Source organism: Mesorhizobium sp. M0751, assembly GCF_040320265.1.
Classification (GTDB): Bacteria; Pseudomonadota; Alphaproteobacteria; order Rhizobiales; family Rhizobiaceae; genus Mesorhizobium.
Genome location: NZ_JAMYPH010000009.1, coordinates 86,198 through 108,859 on the forward strand (window position 1 = coordinate 86,198; position 22,662 = coordinate 108,859).

The 22,662-nt window shown below is 60.8% G+C and carries 20 protein-coding genes; 11 read left to right on the forward strand and 9 right to left on the reverse strand.

The genetic code is table 11. From position 1 onward, the window contains the following. Positions 1–11: 11 nt before the first annotated feature. Together NKI19_RS15980 and NKI19_RS15985 are read right to left on the reverse strand one after the other, a co-directional pair. Positions 12–833: an ABC transporter permease gene (locus tag NKI19_RS15980; protein ID WP_352489827.1), complete on the reverse strand. Its 822-nt coding sequence runs from the start codon at positions 831–833 to the stop codon at positions 12–14. Then, positions 830–1,708: an ABC transporter permease gene (locus NKI19_RS15985; RefSeq protein WP_352489828.1), complete on the reverse strand. Its 879-nt coding sequence runs from the start codon at positions 1,706–1,708 to the stop codon at positions 830–832. Before NKI19_RS15985 ends, NKI19_RS15980 begins: the two co-directional genes overlap by 4 nt. A gap of 250 nt (positions 1,709–1,958) precedes the next feature. Between NKI19_RS15985 and NKI19_RS15990 the strand changes: the two genes are divergently transcribed. From NKI19_RS15990 to NKI19_RS16015, 6 genes are all read left to right on the forward strand, one after another. Beyond that, entirely contained in the window at positions 1,959–2,885 is a 927-nt protein-coding gene (locus tag NKI19_RS15990; protein ID WP_352565394.1) for an ArsR/SmtB family transcription factor, read from the forward strand. Between the two features lie 184 nt (positions 2,886–3,069). Beyond that, complete coding sequence (gene arfA, locus NKI19_RS15995; RefSeq protein WP_352489830.1) at positions 3,070–4,581, forward strand: arabinosylfuranosidase ArfA; 1,512 nt, start codon at positions 3,070–3,072, stop codon at positions 4,579–4,581. A gap of 49 nt (positions 4,582–4,630) precedes the next feature. After that, positions 4,631–5,722, forward strand: a complete 1,092-nt coding sequence (locus NKI19_RS16000) for an ABC transporter ATP-binding protein (protein WP_352489831.1) — start codon at positions 4,631–4,633, stop codon at positions 5,720–5,722. Between the two features lie 19 nt (positions 5,723–5,741). Then, positions 5,742–6,659: a carbohydrate ABC transporter permease gene (locus tag NKI19_RS16005; RefSeq protein WP_352490101.1), complete on the forward strand. Its 918-nt coding sequence runs from the start codon at positions 5,742–5,744 to the stop codon at positions 6,657–6,659. Beyond that, entirely contained in the window at positions 6,656–7,504 is an 849-nt protein-coding gene (locus tag NKI19_RS16010) for a carbohydrate ABC transporter permease (RefSeq protein ID WP_352565393.1), read from the forward strand. The genes NKI19_RS16005 and NKI19_RS16010 overlap by 4 nt, the downstream gene beginning before the upstream one ends. A 95-nt stretch (positions 7,505–7,599) precedes the next feature. Then, entirely contained in the window at positions 7,600–8,919 is a 1,320-nt protein-coding gene (locus NKI19_RS16015; protein WP_352565392.1) for an ABC transporter substrate-binding protein, read from the forward strand. Positions 8,920–9,088: 169 nt separating this feature from the next. Here the strand turns inward: NKI19_RS16015 and minE are convergent, their stop codons facing one another. The 3 genes from minE to minC are packed head-to-tail and all read right to left on the reverse strand — an operon-like array spanning position 9,089 to position 10,912. Beyond that, positions 9,089–9,361, reverse strand: coding sequence for a cell division topological specificity factor MinE (minE, locus tag NKI19_RS16020; protein ID WP_023677151.1), 273 nt, complete (start codon positions 9,359–9,361; stop codon positions 9,089–9,091). After that, positions 9,358–10,173: a septum site-determining protein MinD gene (gene minD, locus NKI19_RS16025; RefSeq protein WP_352489833.1), complete on the reverse strand. Its 816-nt coding sequence runs from the start codon at positions 10,171–10,173 to the stop codon at positions 9,358–9,360. The genes minE and minD overlap by 4 nt, the downstream gene beginning before the upstream one ends. Positions 10,174–10,192: 19 nt before the next feature. Continuing rightward, positions 10,193–10,912, reverse strand: a complete 720-nt coding sequence (gene minC / locus NKI19_RS16030; protein ID WP_352489834.1) for a septum site-determining protein MinC — start codon at positions 10,910–10,912, stop codon at positions 10,193–10,195. A gap of 236 nt (positions 10,913–11,148) precedes the next feature. Between minC and NKI19_RS16035 the strand changes: the two genes are divergently transcribed. Further along, complete coding sequence (locus NKI19_RS16035) at positions 11,149–12,009, forward strand: alpha/beta hydrolase (RefSeq protein ID WP_352489835.1); 861 nt, start codon at positions 11,149–11,151, stop codon at positions 12,007–12,009. Between the two features lie 93 nt (positions 12,010–12,102). Here the strand turns inward: NKI19_RS16035 and NKI19_RS16040 are convergent, their stop codons facing one another. Together NKI19_RS16040 and NKI19_RS16045 are read right to left on the reverse strand one after the other, a co-directional pair. After that, a complete protein-coding gene (locus NKI19_RS16040; protein WP_352489836.1) occupies positions 12,103–13,209 on the reverse strand; it encodes a glycosyltransferase in 1,107 nt (368 codons plus the stop codon). Between the two features lie 10 nt (positions 13,210–13,219). Next, positions 13,220–14,770: a GumC family protein gene (locus NKI19_RS16045; protein WP_352489837.1), complete on the reverse strand. Its 1,551-nt coding sequence runs from the start codon at positions 14,768–14,770 to the stop codon at positions 13,220–13,222. A gap of 171 nt (positions 14,771–14,941) precedes the next feature. Between NKI19_RS16045 and NKI19_RS16050 the strand changes: the two genes are divergently transcribed. Further along, positions 14,942–16,219, forward strand: a complete 1,278-nt coding sequence (locus NKI19_RS16050) for a VpsF family polysaccharide biosynthesis protein (protein ID WP_352489838.1) — start codon at positions 14,942–14,944, stop codon at positions 16,217–16,219. A gap of 19 nt (positions 16,220–16,238) precedes the next feature. On the opposite strand, the gene NKI19_RS16055 is transcribed toward NKI19_RS16050, so the two are convergent. Then, complete coding sequence (locus NKI19_RS16055) at positions 16,239–17,678, reverse strand: glucosamine inositolphosphorylceramide transferase family protein (RefSeq protein ID WP_352489839.1); 1,440 nt, start codon at positions 17,676–17,678, stop codon at positions 16,239–16,241. A 201-nt stretch (positions 17,679–17,879) separates the two neighbouring features. Here NKI19_RS16055 and wecB point away from each other — a divergent pair, with 201 nt between their 5' ends. The 3 genes from wecB to NKI19_RS16070 are packed head-to-tail and all read left to right on the forward strand — an operon-like array spanning position 17,880 to position 21,158. Continuing rightward, on the forward strand, positions 17,880–19,034 hold the full coding sequence (wecB, locus tag NKI19_RS16060) for a non-hydrolyzing UDP-N-acetylglucosamine 2-epimerase (protein WP_352489840.1): 1,155 nt from the start codon (positions 17,880–17,882) through the stop codon (positions 19,032–19,034). Then, complete coding sequence (gene wecC / locus NKI19_RS16065; RefSeq protein ID WP_352489841.1) at positions 19,027–20,358, forward strand: UDP-N-acetyl-D-mannosamine dehydrogenase; 1,332 nt, start codon at positions 19,027–19,029, stop codon at positions 20,356–20,358. Before wecB ends, wecC begins: the two co-directional genes overlap by 8 nt. Continuing rightward, on the forward strand, positions 20,355–21,158 hold the full coding sequence (locus NKI19_RS16070; RefSeq protein WP_352489842.1) for a WecB/TagA/CpsF family glycosyltransferase: 804 nt from the start codon (positions 20,355–20,357) through the stop codon (positions 21,156–21,158). Before wecC ends, NKI19_RS16070 begins: the two co-directional genes overlap by 4 nt. A gap of 44 nt (positions 21,159–21,202) precedes the next feature. Here the strand turns inward: NKI19_RS16070 and NKI19_RS16075 are convergent, their stop codons facing one another. After that, a complete protein-coding gene (locus NKI19_RS16075; RefSeq protein WP_352489843.1) occupies positions 21,203–22,642 on the reverse strand; it encodes a lipopolysaccharide biosynthesis protein in 1,440 nt (479 codons plus the stop codon). Between the last annotated feature and the right edge of the window lie 20 nt (positions 22,643–22,662).

Sequence of the window (22,662 nt, forward strand, 5' to 3'; positions counted from 1 at the left end):
CATTTTCATTTTCACTTGCCTGCCTTGAACCAGGTGAGGCTTTGCAGGATGAGCCCGCCAGCCAAGGGAATGCCGACCGTCAAAAGGATCATGACGGTTCCGAGCGCGTTGACCTCGGGGCTGATCGAGATCTTCAGCATCGAAAGGATTTGCGTCGGCATGGTCTCGACGCCCGCCGGCCGCCAGAACAGGCTGGCCGAGGTGTTGTCGAACGAGATGGTGAAAGCGAGCAGAACACTGGCAAGCACTGCGGGAATGAGCAGCGGCAGCGTGATCTCGCGGAATGTCGACACACGCGGCGCCCCGAGCGAAAGCGCCGCCTCCTCATAGGAACGTTTTATGCCGACCATACGCGCCTGGACGATCAGCACCACGTAGGGGAGCGTGAGCAGAATGTGGCCGAGCACCAGCAGCGTCATGCTGCGCGGCTGGTCGACGGCTTTGATCATGACCAGCAGGCCGACGCCGAGTATCGTTTCGGGGACCAGCGCGGGAAGAATGACAAGCGTGTTGATCGCCTGCCTGCCACGGAACTCGAAGCGCACCAGCGCCAATGCCGCCATGATGCCGAGCAGCGTCGTCACCGTCGCCGTCACCAGGGCAATCCACATCGATGTCCGGAAGGCGTCGAGAACCGGCTCGTTGGTGAGCAGCTTCTCATACCATCGCAGGCTGAAGCCGGTGAGGGGAAAGCCGCCGAACATCGAGGCGTTGAAGGAAAGCACGACCGTGGCGAGGATCGGCGCGAACATGAAGACGTAGACGCAGACCGTGATCACGCCGGTCAGCCGCCACGCCCATCTGCCTTCGCGATCGGGATGATCCGCTCTCATGCACTAAGGCCCTTCATGATCTGCGATAGGCCCATATAGCGGCTGTAGGCGGCCGCGGCCGCGCCGAGCAGGACGAACAGGACGATGGAAAGCGTGGCGCCCATCGGCCAATTGAGCTGCCCCATGATGGTGTCGTAGATCAGGTTGCCGAACAGCGCATCGCGGCTGCCGCCGAGCAGCTGCGGCGTCACATAGGAGCCGGCCGCCAGCACGAAGCAGAGCAGCAGCCCGGCGCCCAGCCCCGGCATCGACAGCGGCAGGGTCACTTCGCGGAACGCCTGCGCGCTGGTGCAGCCCATCGAGCGGGCGGCGGCGATCAGTGTGCGGTCGATGCCTTCCAGGCTGACATAGACGTTCAGGATCATGTAGGGCAGCAGAAAATGCAGCAGCCCCATGATGACGGCGCCCTCGGTGTAGAGCATCGGCAACGGCTCGTTGATAACGCCCAGCCTGATGAGCACGACGTTGATCAGCCCCTGTTCGCCAAGGATGTGGATCCACGAGAACGTCCGGATGGTGAAGCTGATCCAGAACGGCACGATGAGCAGCAGCAACAATAGCCATTTGTGCCTGAAGGTCGTGGCCCAGATGAAATAGGCGGGGAAATAGCCAAGGATCGCGCAGATCACAGCGGTGATGGCGCCGACGCGAACGGTCTTCCAAAGAAAACCGTGATAGTAGCTGTCGGTGAGGAATTCCTTCCAGTTGTCAAAGGTCAGCACCGCCGACTCCACCCCCGCGGTGACGAAGGTGAAGAACGTGTAGACCGTCATCATCGCGATCGGCAGCAGCAGAAGCAGGGTAAGCAGCAAAAGCACAGGCGCGACGAGGACCCAGGCCAGTCGCTGATCGTATAATTTCCACCCTTTGGTCACGACCCGTCCAACCACTTTATATGCAAGCCGCCATCACCGGGCTCGGCTCCGGACCAGATTGGGCGATCGGCGTTCAGGTGTCCACTCTGCATATGGCTCCTGCACAAATTCTGTGCAGGGCCACCGTGCGACCACCGGCCTTGCTGGATTCAACAAATTGCCCGGCGTTCTGCCTGCGCATTGATTAAATCAGATATCCCGATATACAGGATAATTTCGGATATAGATTTTGGATGGGTCGGGCAATTTCATGAGTCGCAATTTTCTGGTGATTGAACCTGAGGAAGGCATTGCGGTGCTCAAGGGGCTTGCCTCCTCGGCGCGGATCTCGATGCTGAAACTGCTGCATGAGAAGGGGCCGATGAATGTCAACGAAATCGCCGCCGTGCTGTCGCTGCCGCAGTCAACCGTCTCGACCAACATCCAGGTGCTGGAGGATGCGGGGCTGATCCGCACCGAGAACCTGAAAGCGAAGAAAGGCAGTCAGAAAATCTGTTATCCGACGGCCGAAGAAGTGCTCGTCGTGTTCAAGAGCGAATATCGTGCGGTCAAGAACAACGCGATCGAAGTGTCGATGCCGATCGGGCTTTACACCGGCTTCGAGGTTACCGCGCCCTGCGGCCTTTGTTCGCCGGACGGCATCATCGGTCTGCTCGATGTTCCCAACACTTTCCTAGATCCGGACCGCATGAAGGCCGGTCTGCTATGGTTCACGTGCGGTTTTGTCGAATACCAGTTCCCTAACAATGCCAAGCTCGCCAATGCCGAGATCACCGAACTCGAAGTGGCGATAGAGCTGTCCTCGGAAGTGCCGGGCACCAGCGCCGATTGGCCCTCGGACATCACGCTGACGATCAATGGCGTCGATGTCGGCACCTGGACGTCGCCAGGGGATTTCGGCGACAAGCGCGGCGTCTTCACGCCCTCATGGTGGAAGCTCAAGGGCTCGCAATACGGCAAGCTGAAGAACTGGCGAATTGCCAATGACGGCACCTATGTCGACGGCCTCAGGATTTCCGAAACCGGCCTCGCCGCACTCGATCTGAAGAGCCATCATTCAATCCGCGTCCGTATCGGCGTCAAGGATGACGCCAAGCGCCCCGGCGGGATCAACATTTTCGGCAAGGGCTTTGGAAATTACGATCAGGACATCCTGCTCAGGATCAAAACTGGTTGATATCATGAAACCGGGTTCTGAAGATAACGCAGCAATTTCAACCAGCTGGCTTTCTACCGTGCCAAAGCGTTCGTCTAATTGTCCTACATTTGGGTATTTTGGCTTGACGAAGGGCTGCCAATCCCGCTTTGATATCGGGCAAGATGATTTAAATCATCGTTTGTGATATCGATGGGAGGAATGCATGAAGGCAGCCGTTACGGCTCATCCGCATTATGTTGTCTCGGAAATCGATCCGAGGCTCTACGGATCCTTCATCGAGCATCTGGGGCGAGCAGTTTACACCGGCATTTACGAGCCCGGCCATCCGACAGCGGATGCCAACGGCATGAGGCAGGACGTCATCGATCTCGTCAGGGAACTCAATGTTCCGATCGTCCGCTATCCCGGCGGCAATTTCGTCTCCGCCTACAATTGGGAAGACGGCATTGGCCCCAAGGAACAGCGCCCAGTCCGCCTCGATCTCGCCTGGCACACATCGGAAAGCAACGAAGTCGGCCTGCATGAATTTGCCGATTGGTGCACCTCCGCCAACACCGAGATGATGCTTGCCGTCAATCTCGGCTCGCGCGGCCTAGACGAAGCCCGCAACCTGCTGGAATACGCCAACCATCCCGGCGGCAGTAAATGGAGCGACAAGCGCATCGCCAATGGCCGCAAGCAGCCGTTCGACGTCAAGCTCTGGTGCCTCGGCAATGAAATGGATGGCCCCTGGCAGATCGGCCATAAGACCGCGGACGAGTATGGCCGGCTGGCGCATGAGACGGCCAAGGCCATGCGCGCCTTCTCCAAGTCACTCGAGCTGGTGGTCTGCGGCTCTTCGAATGCCAAGATGCCGACCTACCCTGAATGGGAAGCGACGGTTCTCGACCATACCTACAACGAGGTCGACTACATCTCGCTGCACATGTATTTCGACAACGCAGCCAACGACGCTCCGAACTATCTCGCCATGAGCGAAAAGCTCGACGACTACATTGTCTCGGTCGCCGGCGTCATCGACTATATCAAGGCCAAGAAGCGCTCCAACAAGCAGGTCTACATCTCGTTCGACGAATGGAACGTCTGGTACCATTCCAAGGAGCAGGACAAGAAGATACTCGGCGGCAGCGACGGTTGGCCGTTCGCCCCGCCGTTGCTCGAAGACATCTATAATTTCGAGGATGTGCTGCAGGTCGGCCTGATCCTCAACACCTTCATCCGCCGTTCCGATGTCGTCAAGATTGCCTGCCTGGCACAACTGGTCAATGTCATCGCGCCGATCATGACCGTTCCGAATGGCCCGGCATGGCGGCAGACGATTTTTTATCCCTATCTGTTTGCTTCTAACTATGGCCGCGGCAATGCGCTGGATCTCAAGGTGGAAAGCCCGACCTACAAATCCAGCGTTGCGGGCGACGTCGCCTACGTCGACATCGCCGGCGTGCACGACAGGCAAACCGGCCACGTCACCTTCTTCGCCGTCAACCGCCATTCGAGCGAGGCAATCGAAACAGTGGTCGACCTCACCGGCTTCGGCGCGGCGGAGATCGTCGATCACCAGGTGATGGCACACGCCGATCTGAAAGCCGTCAATTCGGCCGAAAACCCGGGCAATGTCGGCCCCAGGAAGGGTCAGGGCGCCTCGCTCGCCGGCGGCAAGCTGAGCCTGTCGCTGCCGGCCTATTCCTACCAGGTCATACGCCTGAGGCTCTGAGTTCAGGCGGATCATCGAGAAAGCGCAAACGCTGAGGAGGAGCGTCGACGTGACGGCCGATATCGAGATCAGGAACGTGAGCAAGCAGTTCGGTGCCATGACCGTGCTGGATCATCTGTCGCTCTCCATAAGGGCACGCGAATTCATCGTGTTCCTGGGCCCGTCCGGCTGCGGAAAATCGACGCTTCTTCGGATGATCGCCGGGCTCGAAGCTGTCGATAGCGGCGAGATTGCCATCAACAACGAGCGCATCGATCATTTGCCGCCGGGCAAGCGCGGCATTGCGATGGTGTTCCAGTCCTATGCGCTTTATCCGCATATGACGGTGCGCGACAACATGGCCTTCGGCCTTGCGAATATCGGCGTACCAGGCAAGGTCATCGAGGCGCGCATCAATGAAGCCGCCCGCATCCTGGAAATGCCGCATCTGCTCGATCGCAAGCCGGGCCAGCTCTCCGGCGGTCAGCGCCAGCGCGTCGCCATCGGCCGTGCCATCGTCAAGGAGCCGAAGGCCTTCCTGTTCGATGAGCCGCTGTCCAATCTTGATGCGGCGTTGCGCACCCGCACCCGGATCGAACTTGCCCAGCTTCATCAGCGCCTGCAGTCGACGATGATCTTCGTCACCCACGACCAGGTCGAGGCAATGACGCTCGCCGACCGCATCGTCGTCATGAACAATCGCAAGATCGACCAGATCGGTACCCCGATGGAGATCTATGAGCGCCCAGCGACCAAATTCGTCGCGGGTTTCGTCGGCGCGCCGGCGATGAACTTCGTCGACGCGACGCTCGACAAATCCGCCGCGAACGCCACGGCCAGATTTGCGAACGGCATCTCGGTGAAGACCGAGATCGCCTCCAGCCAATTGATCGATGGCAGGTACACATTCGGCATCCGTTCGGAAGACGTGCGTATCGTTGCCGCCGGACAGGGCAATGCCGACGGCGTCGTCGATGTGCTCGAGCGGCTTGGCGAACGCACGCTGATCTATGCGCGGCTGGGCGATGGCCAGCAGATCGTCGGCTCGGATGCCGGCAACAGCCGCGTCGCCGTCGGCGACAGAATCGGGCTCGCCTTTGACGGCCGGAAATCGCATCTGTTCAACGAGATCGGCCGCGCCTGGCATGCGAGGGAGGCCTGAGATGGCTCACCGGCTGGCGATGTCCCCGACCGCGACGCTTGCTGTCGGCGTCAGAGCCCCTACTGCCGACATCTATGCGCCGCAATGGCGAAACGTCATTTTCGTTGCGCCATTCTTGTTTTTCTTCACCACGCTGCTGCTCTTCCCGCTGCTCTGGGGGATGTGGCTGAGCTTCCACAAGGCCGACACGTTCTCGTCCGGAAATTTTGTCGGTCTCGGCAATTATGCCAGGCTGTATCACGACAAGGTCTTCCTGCAATCGATCTGGAACACCTTCTATTTCGTGCTTCTGACGGTTCCGACGCTGGCGCTGATCGGCCTTTTCCTGGCGCTTTGCCTCAACCGCCGCACGCGCACTGCCGCGGTTTTGCGGACGCTGTTCTTTTCCTCCTCGGTGCTGTCGGTCACCATCGTCACGCTGATCTGGCGCATCGTCTTCATTCCGAATGTCGGCCTGTTGTCGACGATCTATGGATGGTTCGGCGCGACCGCACCGGCCTTCATTTCCGATCCCAGCCTGGCGATGATCGGCATCGCCATTGCCACCATCTGGTGGTGCATCGGCCTGCCGATGATGCTCTTTCTCTCGGCGCTCCAGCAGATTCCGCAGGACATTTACGAGGCGGCAGCGCTGGACAATGCGAATCGCTGGCAGACGCTACGCTCGATCACGCTGCCGTCGATCAAGCGGACCTTCATCCTGGTGATCATCATCCAGATCGTGCTGCAATTTCAGCTGTTCGGCCAGGCCTGGCTGATGACGCGCGGCGGTCCGAACAACCTGACCAAGCCGATCGTGCTCTACATCTACGATACCGCATTCCGTCGCTGGGATCTCGGCCTGGGTGCCGCTGCATCGGAAATCCTGTTCATCCTCATACTGATCGCGGCCATGGCCCAGTACCTGGTGACACGCAGCAGGGGAGACCAGGCATGAGCGCTCGAGCCACTTCCATCAAGGGACGGGCATTTGGCGACCACGTGCTATTAGCCCTCGTCATCCTGCTTTCGATCGTCATGATCGCGCCGGTTCTATGGGTCATCGGCCTGTCGCTCAAGGACAATGCCGAGCTGATGGCCGATCCGAATTCGGTGTTTCACGCGCCTTATACGCTGAAGAACTACATCAATACCGTCGGCACCTCGTCGGTGTTCATCTGGGTGCGCAACAGCATCATCGTCTCGGGCGGATTGACGCTCGGCACGTTGATCCTGTCGTCGCTCGCCGGCTACGGCTTTGCACGGCTGAATTTCCCCGGCCGAGACGTGCTGTTCGTGATTGTGCTGTTCGGCCTGGCGGTCCCGGAGCAGGCCGTGCTCGTCGCCCGTCACCAGATCTTCAGCATGCTGAAATTCCACAACACCTATCAAGGGCTCATCCTGCCGGGCCTTTCGGCTCCGTTCGGCGTCTTCTTGATGACCCAGTATTTCAAGGCCATCCCGAAGGAGCTGGACGAAGCCGCCATGCTCGATAACGCCAGCCGGCTCAGGATTTTCTGGAAGGTGCTTCTGCCGCTCACGCTGCCTGCGCAGGCGACGCTCGGCATCTTCACCTTTCTCGGCGCCTGGAACGACTACTTCTGGCCGCTGATTTCGGCGACGAGGAAGGACATGTTCACGCTGACGGTGGGCATGGCCTCGACCCAGACCAACTTCGCCCAGTCCGAAGGCATCGGCTTCCTGATGGCGCAGGCGGTGTTCGCCGGTGCACCGATCCTGATCGTCTACCTGTTCTTCCAGAAATACATCGTCACGGCGGTCTCCGGTGCTGCGGTGAGATAACGAAGACTGCCTGACGGCCGGGGGGAATGCGTAGCGATTGAAGCACGAAAGCCAATCCAGGGTGGAGCGGCGGAAACTCAGTAGGAGGAACTGATATGAAACTGAAGAAAATACTGTTTGCCGCAGTTTCTGCGGGCGCAATGATGCTCGCAGCTCCAAGCTTCGCCGCCACGGAACTGAGCGTGCAGCGCTTTTTCGGCGCCTGCGATGCCGATTTCGGCACCAACACCGATCCCACCAAGGCCGTTGGCGAATGCGGCATCATCACCTCGCTGATCAACAAGTTCAACGCCGACAATCCCGATGTCCACGTCAACGTCACCACCGTGGAATGGCCCGGCTATGATCAGCTGACCGCGCAGTTCGCTTCAGGCGACGCTCCGGACATCGTCACGATCCATGAATCCGTACTGTCGGATTATCAGTCGAAGGGCCTGTTGATGCCGCTCGACGATCTCTTGAAGTCGGTCGGCGTGACACCCGACGCCTTCACCGACGCGGCGCGCAATGGCGCCACCAAAGACGGCAAGATCTACGGCCTGCCGATCGACAGCTGGACGATGCTCTATCACGTCAACATGGATCTTTTCAAACAAGCCGGCCTCGTCAATGCCGACGGCACGCCGGTCTTTCCAAAGTCGCCCGAGGAACTGCTCGCCCAGGCCGAACAGTTCAAGCAGAAGACGGGCAAGCCTTATTTCGTCCAAAACCTGGCCAATGAGACTGCACTCTACACACGCAACCTCTACACCTATCTTTTCCAGCAGGATTCCGATTTCTTCGCCGATCCGAAACATGTGAAGTTGAATACGCCGGAAGCCAAGAAGGTAGTCGAGATGTACAAGGCGATCTTCGAGAAGGGTTACACCACCAAGGATCTCGACTATGGCGGCTCGATCAACGCCTTCCTTGCCGGCGAGGGTGGCGTCCACCTCAACGGCACCTGGGTGGTGGGCGACTACAACGCCCAGTCCGAGACCAAGGGGACGGCGCTCAACAAGGGCGGCTATGCGGTCTATCCGTATCCGCAGCTGTTTGGCGGCACCCACGCGCAATATGCCGACGGCCACACCTGGGCCGTTTCGCAGAAAGACCGCACGCCTGAACAGATCGCGGCCATCGGCAAATTCCTGAAGTTCTTCGCCGACAACGACTTCGAATGGTCGCGCACCGGCCACCTGCCGGCCTACAAGGCGGTCATCACCTCGGACGCCTTCAAGGCCCTGCCGCATCGCGGCACGATCTCTGCGGTCGCCGATCTCGGCAAGCCGCTGCCGTCCGCCGTACAGCGTCAGTTTGCGATCCAGGACATCATCGGCGAAGAGATGAGTGCAGCAATCAGTGGCCAGAAGGACGTCGACACCGCCCTTGCCGACATGGAAAGCCGCGTCAACGAATTGCTCGCCAACATTTGACCATGGGTTTCGAAAGGCCCCTCCCAAGGCGCCCCGCGGCTGGAAACGGCCGCGGGGTTTTGGTGAGGAAATGGTTATTATCCTCGAGTTGCGTGACTTGCCGGTGGCGACCGGGTCAAACACGCCAACCTCGGCGCCGCAACCGACGCGAGCCCTGACTGGCGAGTCGTTAGAACGCCGCGGCCATGGGCATTGCGACCTTGTTGGGGATCTGGATGTCGATCTCCAATCTCGACGTCGTTTCGCCGTGATCCATGCTCACCTGCAGGAAATCCTGATCGACCTGAACATGCCGGGCGATCACCGCCATGATCTCCTCGCGCAACACGGAGACGAGATCGGGCTGGTTGCGGCTTCGACGCTCGTAAGCCAACAGCAGTTGCAAGCGCTCGCGCGCCACCGGCGCGCTGCCGCGGCGCTTGAAGATATCGAGCAGGTTCATGCCGCCCTCCTTCCCAACAGCCGGTCGAGAAGGCCCCTCCGCTCGAACGGCAGAACGACCGGCAAGTTCTCGCCCTCGAGTCTTCTTGCCGCGTCGATATAGGCGCGTGCGGCGGGGTTGGTGTTTTCGCTGAGCGTAACCGGCGCGCCCACATTGGATGCGCGCAGCACGTCCTGACTCTCGGGAATTATTCCCAGCAGAGGCGTCGACAGGATCTCGAGCACGTCATCGATGCTCAGCATCTCGCCGCGGGCCGCGCGCGCTGCATCATAGCGCGTGACGAGGACGTGTTTGGCAATCGATTCACCTTGCTCGGCCTTCATCGTCCTGGAGTCGAGCAGGCCGATAATGCGATCGGAATCGCGGACCGAGCTCACTTCCGGGTTGGTGACGATTACCGCCTCGTCGGCAAAGCGCATGGCAAGTTGCGCGCCCCGCTCTATGCCGGCCGGGCTATCGCAGAAGACGTAGTCGAAAACCGATCGCAGCTTGTCGATGACATCGGCGACGCCGTCCTCGGTGAGGGCATCCTTGTCGCGCGTTTGCGAGGCCGGCAGCAGGAACAGCGTTTCGAGTCGTTTGTCACGGATCAGCGCCTGCGAGAGCTTGGCGGTTCCCTGAATGACGTTGACGATATCGAAAACAACCCGCCGCTCGGCACCCATGATCAGATCGAGGTTGCGCAGGCCGACGTCGAAATCGACGAGGGCCACCCGCTTGCCGGTTTTCGCGACCGCGGCGCCGAGAGCGGCCGTCGAGGTCGTCTTGCCGACACCCCCTTTGCCGGATGTGACAACCACTACCTTGCCCATATTTGTGCCTCCAATGTTGTTAGTTGAGCGGTGCGACGCAAAGCGCGCCGTCCTCGAGAAAGGCCTGTACCGGCCTTCCTCGCGAGGAGGCGTCCATTTCCTCGGCGGTGCGGTACCAGCCGTCCACCGCCAGAAGTTCGGCTTCGTTTTTCCGGCAAAAGATACGAGCCGCGGAATTTCCCGTAGCGCCGGCGAACGCACGTCCACGCAGCGTGCCGTAGACGTGGATCGATCCTCCGGCGACGATCTCGGATCCGGAACTGACGGAGCCGACAATGACCACATCGCCATCTGGGTGAAAGATCGACTGGCCGGAGCGGATCGGTGCCTTGATCATCAATGAGTTCGGCGCCTGCGGCTCTTCCGTCTTGGCCTCAGCGGCGGCCTTCGGGTCAGGCTGCACGTAAAGCGCATCAGCGGTGGCCTCCTTGGCGCCAACGAGGAGCGGCGGCAGATCGGCATCGAGAGCAACATTGCCATCGGCCTCGATCGCGTAAATGCGAATCCCGCGCTCCGCGAGCTGTAAGACCAGATCCCGCATCTCGCCCACTTCGGGCTTGAGCATACTCAGATCGAGCACGACCGGACGGCCGGCAAAGAAGCCGGGAGAGTTTTCGGTCCAGTGATCGAGGCTTTGCAGCCATTCCCCTAGCGGGGCCTCAGGGGTGAGGGTGAAGGCTACAAACGAGCGCGCTCGAAAGCGTATGGACTTGTTTTGGATGGGAGCGACGCAGGTCACAGAGGCGAGTCCTTACTGATTGGTTAAGGCTAGCCCGGCATGGTTAACGAAAAGTTAATGGCGGCTTCCCGAGGCGTTGGCGGAGGCATTCTTTTTGCCTCCGATCGTCCCGCCGGGCGCCCTGCTTCCGATGCACGACGAGGTCCTCGTGGCTGCCTGGAGGCGTCTCCAGTTCACGAGGTCGGCCGACCGGTATATTGTTGCCGGAACGCCGCGCCTATTAAGGAGTTATCGATTTGACAAGCGTTGCCAGGGGGCCTGTCGCGGATCGCGGTCGCGCTACCTATGACCTTGGCGCGACCGCCATCTTTGCTTCCAAATCAGACCCGCGCTTTCACTATTGCCTGTATGTGCCTCCCGCGGTTGGGGAAGGCGCCAAAGTCGATCTGATGGCCGCCATCCATGGCACCGGCCGCACCTCTTTTCTTGGATTCCGCGACGCGTTTTCCGAGTTCGGACGCTGGAACGGCTGCGCCGTTTTGTGTCCGCTGTTTCCCATCGGCGTTCTCGGCGATGATGCCCGCAGCGGGTACAAATATGTGCTCGAGGGCAACATACGCTACGATCAGGTGCTGCTCGCCATGATTGAGGAGGTCAGTGCCAAATACAGTCAGGATTGGAGCCGCTTTGCCATGTTCGGATTTTCCGGAGGCGGGCATTTCACGCATCGTTTTGCTATCCTGCATCCCGACAGGCTCTGGGCGGCCTCAATCGGCGCGCCAGGCTCGGTGACCTTGCTCGATCCGACGCATGACTGGTGGGTGGGCATTCGCGATCTGCCGGAGAAGTTCGGCGTCACCTTCGATGCCGCAGCGCTGGCAAAAGTGCCTTTCCAGATGATCGTCGGCGACGCTGACCTGGAGACTTGGGAAATCACTCATGTCCAAGGCAGCACCCATTGGATGCCGGGCGCCAACGATGCGGGGCTAACACGGCCGGAACGCCTCATGGCATTGTGTCGATCGTTCGAGGCAGCGGGTGCGCGCGTGCGCTTCGATTTGCTGCCAGGCGTATCTCATGAACGGGACGCGGTTCTCGATTCGGTCAAGGATTTCCTCGCCCAACAACTCAAGGAACGAGGGAACGCCTCACGATGAATTCGTCGCGCCCCAGCCCGTGAAGAGATTACGGCAATCAAAGCCCGACCACGTCGATCGATCCAACCGCGATCTGCTGGCCGTGCGTGACAATCAGAGCAACGCTTCGTATCGATCGCCGATCTTGTCGACTGTGAAATCCGCCGCCCTGTTTTTCAGCACCGCAGCAGGGGTGGGGTGGTCCAGCATCTCGGCCATCGCCTTCGCCATGGCCGCGGCGTCACCGACCGGCACCAAGGTGCCGAAGCGGCCGTCACCGAGTATTTCGCGCGGGCCATGCGGAGCATCGGTGGAGATTACGGGAACACCGGCGGCCATCGCCTCGACCAGCACATTGCCGAAGCCCTCGCTGGTCGATGACAGAACGAACAGATCGGCCGCGGCGTAACAGGCTGGGGGATCGTTGACGTAGCCGGCAAAGAGTACGTCCTGGCCAATGCCGGTCTCTTCGGCATAGGCGCGCAATTCGGCAGCCAGCGGACCTTCGCCGAAGATGACAAGCCGAGCAGGGCGGCCGACGCGCAGGGCAGCGAAGGCCTGCAGCAAAGTCCGGTGGTCCTTGACCGGCACCAGGCGCCCGGCGGTGGCGATGACCGGGCCATCGCCCATTGCCGCCAACGCTGCCTGCCAGGCATAGGAAATCCCCTGCGGTGATTCAGCCGGCGGCAGCGGGTTGTTGATGACGACGACCTTGGATTCGGGGAAGCCGCGGGCGATGATGTCACGGCCGACACCCGCCGAAACGGCGATGGCTTTGGTTGTACGCGCTGCAACCAGCGCGGAAAGCCAGATCGCCAGCCTCGCGCCGAGGCCGCTGGCAGGCAGCGAGGCGGCGGCGTGGAAGCTTGGAAAGAATTTTGCCCGGCTTCTGGCCAGCATGAGTGACAGCGCCATCACCAGATTGGCGAATTCCGGGGCGCTATAGACCGCATCAGGGTCAAGGTGGCGGAACAAATTTGCGCTTCGCACGATGCCTTTCAGCGTCGCCGACTTGGCGTAACCCTCGCCGCGCAAGAGAAGGCCGAAGTCGACCAGATGCACGGCGGCGGAGCGCAGCGCGGCGTTAGGCCCTTCCGCATTCCAGGTAAAAAGCGTGACCTCGTGGCCACGCGACGCCATTTCATTTGCCATCAGGACGAAGACACGTTCGGCGCCGCCGCCCCTCAGGCTGGCGATGTGGAAAACGACGCGCTTCGCCATGCCCTGTGCTTCAGGCTCGGCTGGCGGCAAGGCCTGATCGGTTCGGCGGCCGGCGCATGTCGCGGATGATGCCCATGCCGATGGCCAGCAGCATGCCCAGGGCAAAGCCTGCGAACGCTCCTGCGCCTGCCACCAGGGCAGGGCGCGGTGGCCATGAGCGCCCTGGTGGCGGCACCGCGGTCGAAATCACCTGTACGTTTGTGGTGTCGATCTGCTCGCGCTCGCTGATTTGGCGCGCACGTGACAGGAAGCTCTCATAGACGGCTCTCTTGGAGGCGGCATCGCGTTCAAGTTCACGCAGGGCCACTTCGGACTCGCTGTCGGTGAAAACATTGCTCTTCAGATCGTTCATCCTGGCGTTGAGAGAAGCCAACGAGGCCCTGGCCTTGTCCAGGCTGGCCTTTGCCGTGCCAACGGTGCGGGAGAACTCGGCCCGGAGTTGCGAGTTGACGGTCTCGAGTTCCGTCCTGAGCCTGACAATCGTCGGATGGCGAGGACCGAAGGTCATCGACTGTGAATCGATCTGCTGCCGCAGGCTGTTTGACCTGTCGCGCAGCGCCGCGAGCGCTTCCGAAACCGTGGGGTCGGGATTGGCCCCATTTATACCGGAGGCAACCAGGGCGTCGTAGCTTGCCTGCGCGGCGATCACGCGCGATTGCGCATCGACGATTTCGCCATTGAGCTGCGTCAGCGTCTGCGAACTGACGAGCTGGCCGTTGCTGGACGACAGGTTGTGGCTGCGCCTGTAGCTCTCGACCTTCTCTTCGGCAGTCTGCACGTCGCTCTTGAGTTGGCCAAGCCGGCTGTCAAGGGCAGCCGCGGCACGGCTGGCGCCGGCAGCTTCGGCCTTGGCCAGTTCTTCCTGGAAGTTTTTGACTATGGCCTGCGAGATCAGGATCGCCTTGGCGGTGGTTTCCGCAGATACCGAGAGGGTTGTGACAAACGATGTCGGGTCCGCGATCGCGTCTACCCGGTCCGCCAGGTTCTTCAAGGCGATAAGCCTCGGGTCGGGCTTCGCCACAGCGCCAGATGAGGATGTGCTCCGGTCCGGATCGAAAAACTCCGGATCGTGAGTCAGATTCAGTTCGTCCACCACACGGGAAAGCACGTTGCCCGAGGTCAGGATGCGCTGCTTGCTGCGCGTGCTGAGCAGTTGGCTATCAACCTGGCCCGGTTGCGAGTAGAGGTCGTTTTCCACAACCTGCAAATTGGATGGGTTGATGAGAACCTCGGTCGTGACGGTGTAACGCTGCTTGCTCAGCAATGCATACGCGCCACCGACAATGCCCCCGATTACCGCCAGCATGAAGGCCAGGGCGAGGCCGGCCCGCAGCCAGACGAACAGGCGTCGAAAATCGAGCTCGAGGAAATCGCCGATCTTGTCCAGGGTCACAGTCGCGACAGGCTCTGGAGGTTGCGGCGTCACCGGCGCGGAGCTTAGCGCCGCGACTGGGCCATGCTGTTGCAGCAATGCCCTGCGCCGTGCATTGGCGATACGCTCGAATGCACTGTTATTGGAAGCCGTCGCGGAGATAGGGGGTGTGCCGGAACCGGCAGACATGGTGACAACCCTTGTTAAATCATTACGCTTGGCCTGCTCTACAGAAACATCGTTAACATCTTATTTTCCAAGTTGGCCCATTTTACTGTTCATACACCCCGTCCGTCCGGCGGACGTTGAAGGGATTTCGTTGCCCAGAATGCCGTTCGAATATCGCCATTTGGATGGGCCATGAGCTATCCCGCTGCCGCTTCGGAACGAGTGTTGTCCAGTCGAGCGCGCCGTCAGAACGCGCTGTCGCTGCTGTTTTTCCTGTGCGCGGCGTTCGCGCTCCTGCTTCGCTTTACGGTGTCGCCGCAGGTGATGAACATGGTCGTCGACTATACGGCCCAGGGAGGCTCGTTCTACGAAAAGCTGCATTTCGGCACCTATGCGATCATCCTGCTGCTTCCTATCGTTCTTTTCAGCCGACCGTTTCTGCTGCACGGCGATGAAATTGGAATATTCAAGGCGTTGATCCGCTATTCGGTGCTGATGTTCGCGCTGGTGCCTTATCTGTTCGTTACCGGCCGTGCGGGCTCCTCCGGCTTCATCATCGATACCTATCTGGTGGCCGGCGCCACAGGCCTGTTGATGCTGGCATTGAATGCAGAGGTGCGGCGGGCGTTGGGAGACGTCGTGCTTGGAATGGCGGTCCTGAGCGCTGTCATCGGCACCATCGAGGCGGTGACTCAACATCGGTTGTTGCCCTATGGCTTGAACGAACTGCAATTCAGGCCAACTGGCCTGTCGTCCCATCCGCTGGCACTGGGCGCGCTCTGCGCCACAAGCATTGGATTCGTGCCGCTGACGCACTGGCGCATCTGGATGCGGGTGATGGCGATCTTCCTGTTGTTCATCGGTTGCGCTGCGTCAGGCGCTCGCGCTGCGCTGATGCTCGCCACGGCGGAAATTCTCATTCTGCTACTGTTCGTGCCCTGGCCAGGCCTATCGCTCAAATACGAGCGGCAGGCCAAATTTTTCGTACTGATGTTCACCGTTGCCGGTGGCGCGGTGCTCGTAGCTGTACTGTTTGCGGGCGGTCTGCTGAATCGGTTCAGCAACACCATCTTCGACGAAAACTTCATGGCCCGGGTGACCATTTACCAGGTATTCGGACTGGTCAGCTGGAACGACATCCTGTTCGGCATGAACGTTGACGACCTGCTGGCGATCGTCAGGCAGAAGCTGCATCTGCCCTACATCGAAAGCGCGCCTGTGGTAATTATCTTGCTCTTCGGCCTGCCCATAGCCCTGCTGTTTACAGCGCTGATATTCTGGTTTGTCTTCCGGCTGCTGCGCGGGGCGCCGCTGCCCGCATGGATCGGCACCATAACGTTCTTGCTTGCCGCGCTGTCGAACAACGCGCTTTCGTCAAAAACGCCGGACATGACGATCATCGTGGTGTTGCTGCTTGCCTACAGGGACCAGTCTTCGGTCGCTGCATTGAAGCCGACTGAGATCCGTTAAGCACGGGCCTCGGATCCGCTCAGCCGGCGCTGTCCACGACCTCGACACGGCCCGCGCGATTGAGCGTGTGAATGCCGGAGCGAGCCCATGCCGGCCCGGGGTCGATTGGCTGGGGCAGTTCAAAACGGACGTCGAAATCGTCAAGCCGATCCAGCCGCATCAAGCCGAGGCCGCCACCATAGGCTCTCGAGCCGTTTTGCACCGGCAGCAGCGAGCCCTCCCGGCGGATAAAGGCGCCGCCAGGCCGAGTGGCCGAGTGATCGACGGCGACCGGATTGAGCGCGTGCGCAGCCCACGGCCCACGCAATGCCGGGGCGGAATAGACGGCCATTGTGTCGGACGCGCTACCGTGACCGAACCGCTCAGTCCCCAACAGCCAGAAGCGGCCGTCGGATTCGAGCAGCGTGGCGTCGTTGAAGTCCCTGTCCGCGATCAGCACCGTATCGCGTACCCAGCGATCCGGAAACTGCACGGCACGGTAGAGCACCAGTTCGCGCGCCATAGCGCTTTCAGGGATCATGAAAATCTCGCCGGAGTGAGCGAACACCTGCGGATATGACAGGTGATGCGCTTCCTCCAGCACCATTTTCGGGACGCCGAAAGTGCCGTCGGTGCCAAGTTCCGCGACAGAAATCACCCCGCGGCCGGTGGCGTAAGGAAACTCCTCGACAAAAAGATAGTGGCGGCCATCGCGTTCGAGAACGAACGGATCGGCGTAGAATCGCTGTCCGTCATCGGCAAGCACGGTGAAGGGCTTGCCATCCAGCTGTCCGGTTTCGGCGACGCCTGGACCATCGATCAGCCGGTAAGCAACCTGCCAATAGAAGGGGCGCCGGCCACGTCGCAGTTTTTGCACGGCGCGGTCGACCAACCCCCTGCCGAAAAAGGGCAGATAGTACCTGATAAATCCGCCTTTCTGCAGGGGCGGCGCCGGGCTCTCGGCAATCGGCGCAAGTTTGCCCGTGGAGAATCGGGCGACACATTGGGCAATCAGGGAGATGGCGCCGGCGAGCAGGTCGTTGCTGGTTCGGGACAGCCAGAGCCGATCGCTGATCATCGGCCGCGCCCTGGCGACGGCAACGCCGTCGAGGCGCGCGGTGAGTTCTGGCAAACGCCCGCTCGCCAGCATCTCGGTCATGCCCGCGGCAAGGCTGCTGTGGCCGCAAAATTCGAGCGTCAGGACAGGCGTGCCCCGTCGTGCGGCGGTAGCGGTGAGATCGACTATAAGATCGACTGGGCCGGTGTCGCCGGACGGCAACGGCTCGGAACGGCTCGCCAATGAGGGGCCGAAGCGCCGGCCCTCGAGCGCCAGCACATTATCCATCATGCGCGCATTGGGTTCAGGCGCCGGCGCGCGGCAACTCGAAACCGCATGTCCAGCCACACTCAACCGCGCCAGAAGCTCATTTTCCCAGCGCCGGGATGCGTCGGCGTGGCCGATGATTAAAATATTAGCCAATCCAATATATTCTTTTTCAAGACTACTGCCATAGAACACTTGTCAGCCCAACCTTTCACAAGAGTTAAGCCGGGAGAACGCGGCCTTGGTTATTAATCATATATTAAGAATTGAGATCACGAAGGCGCTTCCCGGCGCTATTATGGCTCTTGCGGGCAATAGTCGGCATGTCCCGAAGGCTGCAGGCGACCAGGATCAGCAATGAACGTCCTTTCACGTCCAAAACTGCCGTCCAGGCAGAAACTGCTGATCGTGTTCGGCACGAGGCCGGAGGCACTCAAATGCTTTCCAGTGGCGCGTGCGGCCCTTGCTCATCCAGGCTTCATCACCGAAATATGCATCACCGCCCAGCATCGTGAAATGGTCGACCAGGTTGTCGAGCTGACCGGCCTGCCTGTGCATCACGATCTCAACATCATGCAACCCGGCCAGTCGCTGTTCGATGTGACCTCGCGCGTGCTCCTGGGCATGGCCGAGGTGCTGGACAAGGCGAAGCCCGATATCGTCATGGTACAGGGCGACACCACCACGGCAATGGCCGCGGCTCTGGCTGCCTTCTACAAGCGTATCCCGGTCGCTCATGTCGAAGCAGGATTGCGCAGCCACAACATCAACTCGCCGTTTCCTGAAGAACTGAACCGCAAGATTGCCGGCGACATCGCCACCTGGCATTTTGCGCCGACCGTTCAGGCTCGCGACAACCTCATCGCCGAAGGAAAGGCCGAAAGCACCATCTTCGTGACCGGTAACACGGTGATCGACACGCTGTTGCACTTTTCAAGCGCGATCGATGCCGACAGGCTGATGAACGCGAAGCTCGCTGCCCGCTTCCCGTTCCTCGATCCTTCCAAGAAAATGATCCTCGTCACTGGCCATCGCCGCGAGAATTTCGACGGCGGTATCCAGCGCATCTGTACGGCGTTGAAGGGATTGGCGGCGCGCGGAGACGTGCAGATCGTCTACCCTGTCCATCCAAACCCCAATGTGCGCTCGGTGGTCAACGCAGAGCTGGAAGGCGTGCCGAACATCCATCTGGTCGAGCCGCAGGACTATCTGCCCTTCCTGTACCTGCAGAAGCAGAGCTATCTGGTGCTTACCGATAGCGGCGGCGTGCAGGAAGAAGCGCCGTCGCTCGGCAAGCCGGTGCTGGTGATGCGCGAAAATACCGAGCGACCCGAGGGGGTCGTGGCCGGCACCGCCCGTCTTGTCGGCACCGATGTCGAGAAAATCCTGTTCAACGCCAATCGCCTGCTCGACGATCAGGCTGCCTATCGCGGCATGGCGGAACGACACAACCCATATGGCGATGGCCGGGCCAGTAACCGGATTGTTGAGGAACTGCTGCATCATGGCTGAAATCAAGACCGTTTCCGTAATCGGCATGGGCTATATCGGCCTGCCGACCTGCGCCATTTTCGCCAGCCGCGGGCTCAATGTCATTGGCGTCGATGTCAACGGAGCGGTGGTCGAGAAGGTCAACCGCGGTGAAATCCACATCGTCGAGCCGGACCTCGACGGCCTGATCCAGAAGGTCGTGGCGAACGGCAAGCTCATGGCCTACAGCACGCCACAGCCGGCGGACGCCTATATCATCGCCGTGCCGACCCCGATGACCCACGACCATAAGCCGGACGTGACCTACGTGCTCGCGGCGGCACGAAGCATCGCCCCGGTGCTGAAGCGGGGAGACCTTGTGGTGTTGGAATCGACATCGCCGGTGGGAACTACGCGTATCATGACCGGGCTGCTTGCCGAGCTGCGGCCTGATCTCAAATTTCCTGTCCAGCATGGCGAAGACGCCGATGTGCTGGTCGCCTATTCGCCCGAGCGCGTGCTGCCGGGAAAGGTGCTGACCGAGCTGATCAACAACGATCGCTCGATCGGCGGATTGTCCCGCAAATCGTCGGAACGGACCGCGGCACTCTATTCGACCTTCGTCACCGGCGACCTGTTCATGACAACGGCCGAAAGTGCCGAGCTGGTGAAACTGACGGAGAACGCGTTCCGCGACGTCAACATCGCCTTTGCCAACGAGCTTGCCGCGGTGTGTCAGGACCTGTCGCTCAATGTATGGGAAGTGATCGATCTCGCCAATCGACACCCTCGCGTGAACATCCTCCAGCCGAGCCCGGGCGTTGGCGGTCACTGCATTGCGGTCGATCCATATTTTATCATCGACGCCGCACCCAACAGCACGCGGCTGATGGCTTCGGCACGCCGGATCAATTCCGAGCGGCCCATGTCGGTGGTCAGGGATATCGAGGCCTTGCTCGACCCCTCCCGCAAACAGACGATCGCCTGTCTTGGCCTCAGCTTCAAAGCCAACATCGATGATTTGCGCGAGAGCCCGGCCGTCGAGGTGGTGAAGCTTCTGTCCGATATCCCCAATGTGAAGATCATTGCGGCTGAACCCAACACAAATTCGCTGCCGCATGAGCTCGAGGGCAGGGGCATCGTGTTCACCGACGCACTTTCGGCCATCGACAGATCCGATATCGTCGTCCTCCTGGTCGACCATCGGCAATTCAATCTGGTCGACCCCGAAGCGCTCAAGGACAAGAAGCTCGTCGATACGAGGGGTCTGTGGACGTGGCGCAAGGCACGCAAGCCCGACGCCCGCATCGAAGGGAAGAAACCAGAGGTCGCACAAGTGACGCTTGCAAGGGAGCAGGCTGCATGAACGCGCACGCCCCGGCATGGGCGCAGCATACCCTGTTGGCGTCACGGCGCCGGGAGTTCCTTGGCGCACCTATCCATGCGCTGACTATGGCAGAGACGCTGGCTATCGCCGACGAGGCGATGACGCTGCGACGGCCGCTGCATCATGTGGTCGTGAACGTCGCCAAGCTGGTGACCATGCGCCAGAATGCCGAATTGCGCGAGGACGTGGCCGGGGCGGACGTGGTCAATGTCGACGGCATCGGCGTGCTTTGGGGTGCACGTCTGTGCGGCGTCGCGCTGCCCGAGCGGGTGGCGGGCGTCGACATCATGATCAATCTGCTGAGCCTCTGCGCGAAGCGTGGATTCAGGCCGTATCTGCTGGGGGCCGAACAGCACGTTCTCGACGCGGTTGTATCGAGACTTGCCAGGGACCATCCGAGCCTCAGTATAGCGGGAATGCGCAACGGCTATTTCAAGCCGGAGGACGAGGCCGGAATCGTCGCGGCGATCAACGCCTCGGATGCCGACTGCCTGCTGGTGGCCATGCCGACACCGCGCAAGGAACGCTTTCTCAAACGCTACCGCGATGAACTCGCCTCAAGCTTCGTGATGGGCGTGGGCGGCAGTTTCGACGTCTATGGCGGCAAGGTTGCCCGTGCGCCGAAGCTGATACAAGCAGCCGGACTGGAGTGGCTGTTCCGCGTCGTCCAGGAGCCGCGACGCTTGTGGCGCCGCTACTACGACACGAACACTGCCTATGCGGGACTGCTGTGCCGGGAGTTCTGGGAGCGTCGCTGGCGCCGAAACGCCGGTTTATAGTTTCGCATTCCCCCACAAAACAGGCGTTGGCCCTGGACTTCGCTTTACGCGATCCGTAGCCGCGCCCGCAGCTGCGCGACGAATTGCGTCGCTGCCACGGGGTGGAACAACGAGGTCAGCCCGAAGAAAACCGCAGCGCCGGCAGTGCCGCCGGCGATAAGCGAGAAGATTGCCGGCACGTCGCCGGCCACCATGCTGGCAAGCTTGGCGGCCACCCCCGTGCTGAGCGAGATGATCACCGAAACACCGATGTCGCGCCACGGCACCGGCACCGGTGTGAGCCGCTCGCTGATGATGATGCAGGTTATGGAGCCCACCACCGAGCCGCCCGCAAGCGCCAAAGCGGCGCCGATCTCGGCCATCGGGGGGATCAACAGCAGGGACAATGCGATTGTTGCCACCGAGCCGAAGAGATTGGCGATGATCAGCAGCCACGGCCGCTTGTGCGCGTGCACCACGACGCCGTAGACGAAGCTGGTGAGGTTGGCGCACAGCACGCTGAAGGCAATGATCGGAAACAGCAGCCCGAAGCGGCCGTGATATTGCGAAGGCAGCATGAGCTCGGTGATATCGCTGCTGAGCGCGACCAGCATCGCTGCAATCGGCAGGCAAAGCCGCATCATCAGCGCCATCAGTTGCGACAGCAGCCGGCCCGACGCCGCGGGCCCATCCTCGTCGAACCGGCTGACCACCTCGGGAAAGGCGCCCATGTTGATGGCGTTGGCGACCATGTCGATCGGCTGGCGGGCCAGCGCATAGGCTGCGGCGAAGATCGCCACAGCGCTGGCGTCGTAATAGATCTTGAGGAACAGACGCTCCGCGCTGTTGAGCCCGAAGCCTACCAGCGCCATGACGATCAGCGGCACACCGAGCGCAAAGAAGTCCCTGTGGGTGAAGCGCGGCGGACCGGTAACGAGCCGTCGCGATGCCATGGTGCCCGCCACGATGCCGGCAATCAAGGCGCCGAGGCTCGAGCCGAGCGATACCGTCAGAAAGCTATCCTGAAAGACAAGGATGGCGCCGATCGGCAATGCGAGTTGCAGCAGGGCACGCAGGGCTTCTAGCATCGAATAGACCGAATGGCGCTGCTGCATCTGCAGCACTGTCAAGGCGAAGCGGCTGATGGACCCGGCGACCAGATAGCCGCAGACCGCGATCGCGAACTCGACCCAGCGTTCAGGCACGATCACCGCAGACGCGCCTACCGATATGACCAGCGCCAGTGCCGTCGTGGCAAGCAACACCTGCCCGGCTAGCATCAGGCTGCCGCGGCTGACTTCGCCCTTGCCGCCCAGCCTGAGCAAGGCGATGCGCAGCCAGTTGGTGACGGCAATGTCGGTCATTTCACCGACGGTCACCACCAGGGTGAGCAGGCCGTACTCGGTCTGGTCGATCAAACGCGTCACGACGACCAGCAGGAGCAGCGCCGAAATTCGCGTCAGCAGGATCGCCGGAGCATAAATGAGCGTGGAACGGAGCAGCAAGGGCGTGTCCCTGGAAAACT

Excerpts from the sequence above, each read along its gene's own strand:
- NKI19_RS15980 (WP_352489827.1), bottom strand. The coding sequence starts at position 833 with ATGAGAGCGGATCATCCCGATCGCGAAGGCAGATGGGCGTGGCGGCTG.
- NKI19_RS15990 (WP_352565394.1), top strand. The coding sequence starts at position 1,959 with ATGAGTCGCAATTTTCTGGTGATTGAACCTGAGGAAGGCATTGCGGTG.
- arfA (WP_352489830.1), top strand. The coding sequence starts at position 3,070 with ATGAAGGCAGCCGTTACGGCTCATCCGCATTATGTTGTCTCGGAAATC.
- NKI19_RS16005 (WP_352490101.1), top strand. The coding sequence starts at position 5,742 with ATGTCCCCGACCGCGACGCTTGCTGTCGGCGTCAGAGCCCCTACTGCC.
- NKI19_RS16010 (WP_352565393.1), top strand. The coding sequence starts at position 6,656 with ATGAGCGCTCGAGCCACTTCCATCAAGGGACGGGCATTTGGCGACCAC.
- NKI19_RS16015 (WP_352565392.1), top strand. The coding sequence starts at position 7,600 with ATGAAACTGAAGAAAATACTGTTTGCCGCAGTTTCTGCGGGCGCAATG.
- minE (WP_023677151.1), bottom strand. The coding sequence starts at position 9,361 with ATGAACCTGCTCGATATCTTCAAGCGCCGCGGCAGCGCGCCGGTGGCG.
- minD (WP_352489833.1), bottom strand. The coding sequence starts at position 10,173 with ATGGGCAAGGTAGTGGTTGTCACATCCGGCAAAGGGGGTGTCGGCAAG.
- NKI19_RS16040 (WP_352489836.1), bottom strand. The coding sequence starts at position 13,209 with ATGGCGAAGCGCGTCGTTTTCCACATCGCCAGCCTGAGGGGCGGCGGC.
- NKI19_RS16045 (WP_352489837.1), bottom strand. The coding sequence starts at position 14,770 with ATGTCTGCCGGTTCCGGCACACCCCCTATCTCCGCGACGGCTTCCAAT.
- NKI19_RS16050 (WP_352489838.1), top strand. The coding sequence starts at position 14,942 with ATGAGCTATCCCGCTGCCGCTTCGGAACGAGTGTTGTCCAGTCGAGCG.
- wecB (WP_352489840.1), top strand. The coding sequence starts at position 17,880 with ATGAACGTCCTTTCACGTCCAAAACTGCCGTCCAGGCAGAAACTGCTG.
- wecC (WP_352489841.1), top strand. The coding sequence starts at position 19,027 with ATGGCTGAAATCAAGACCGTTTCCGTAATCGGCATGGGCTATATCGGC.
- NKI19_RS16070 (WP_352489842.1), top strand. The coding sequence starts at position 20,355 with ATGAACGCGCACGCCCCGGCATGGGCGCAGCATACCCTGTTGGCGTCA.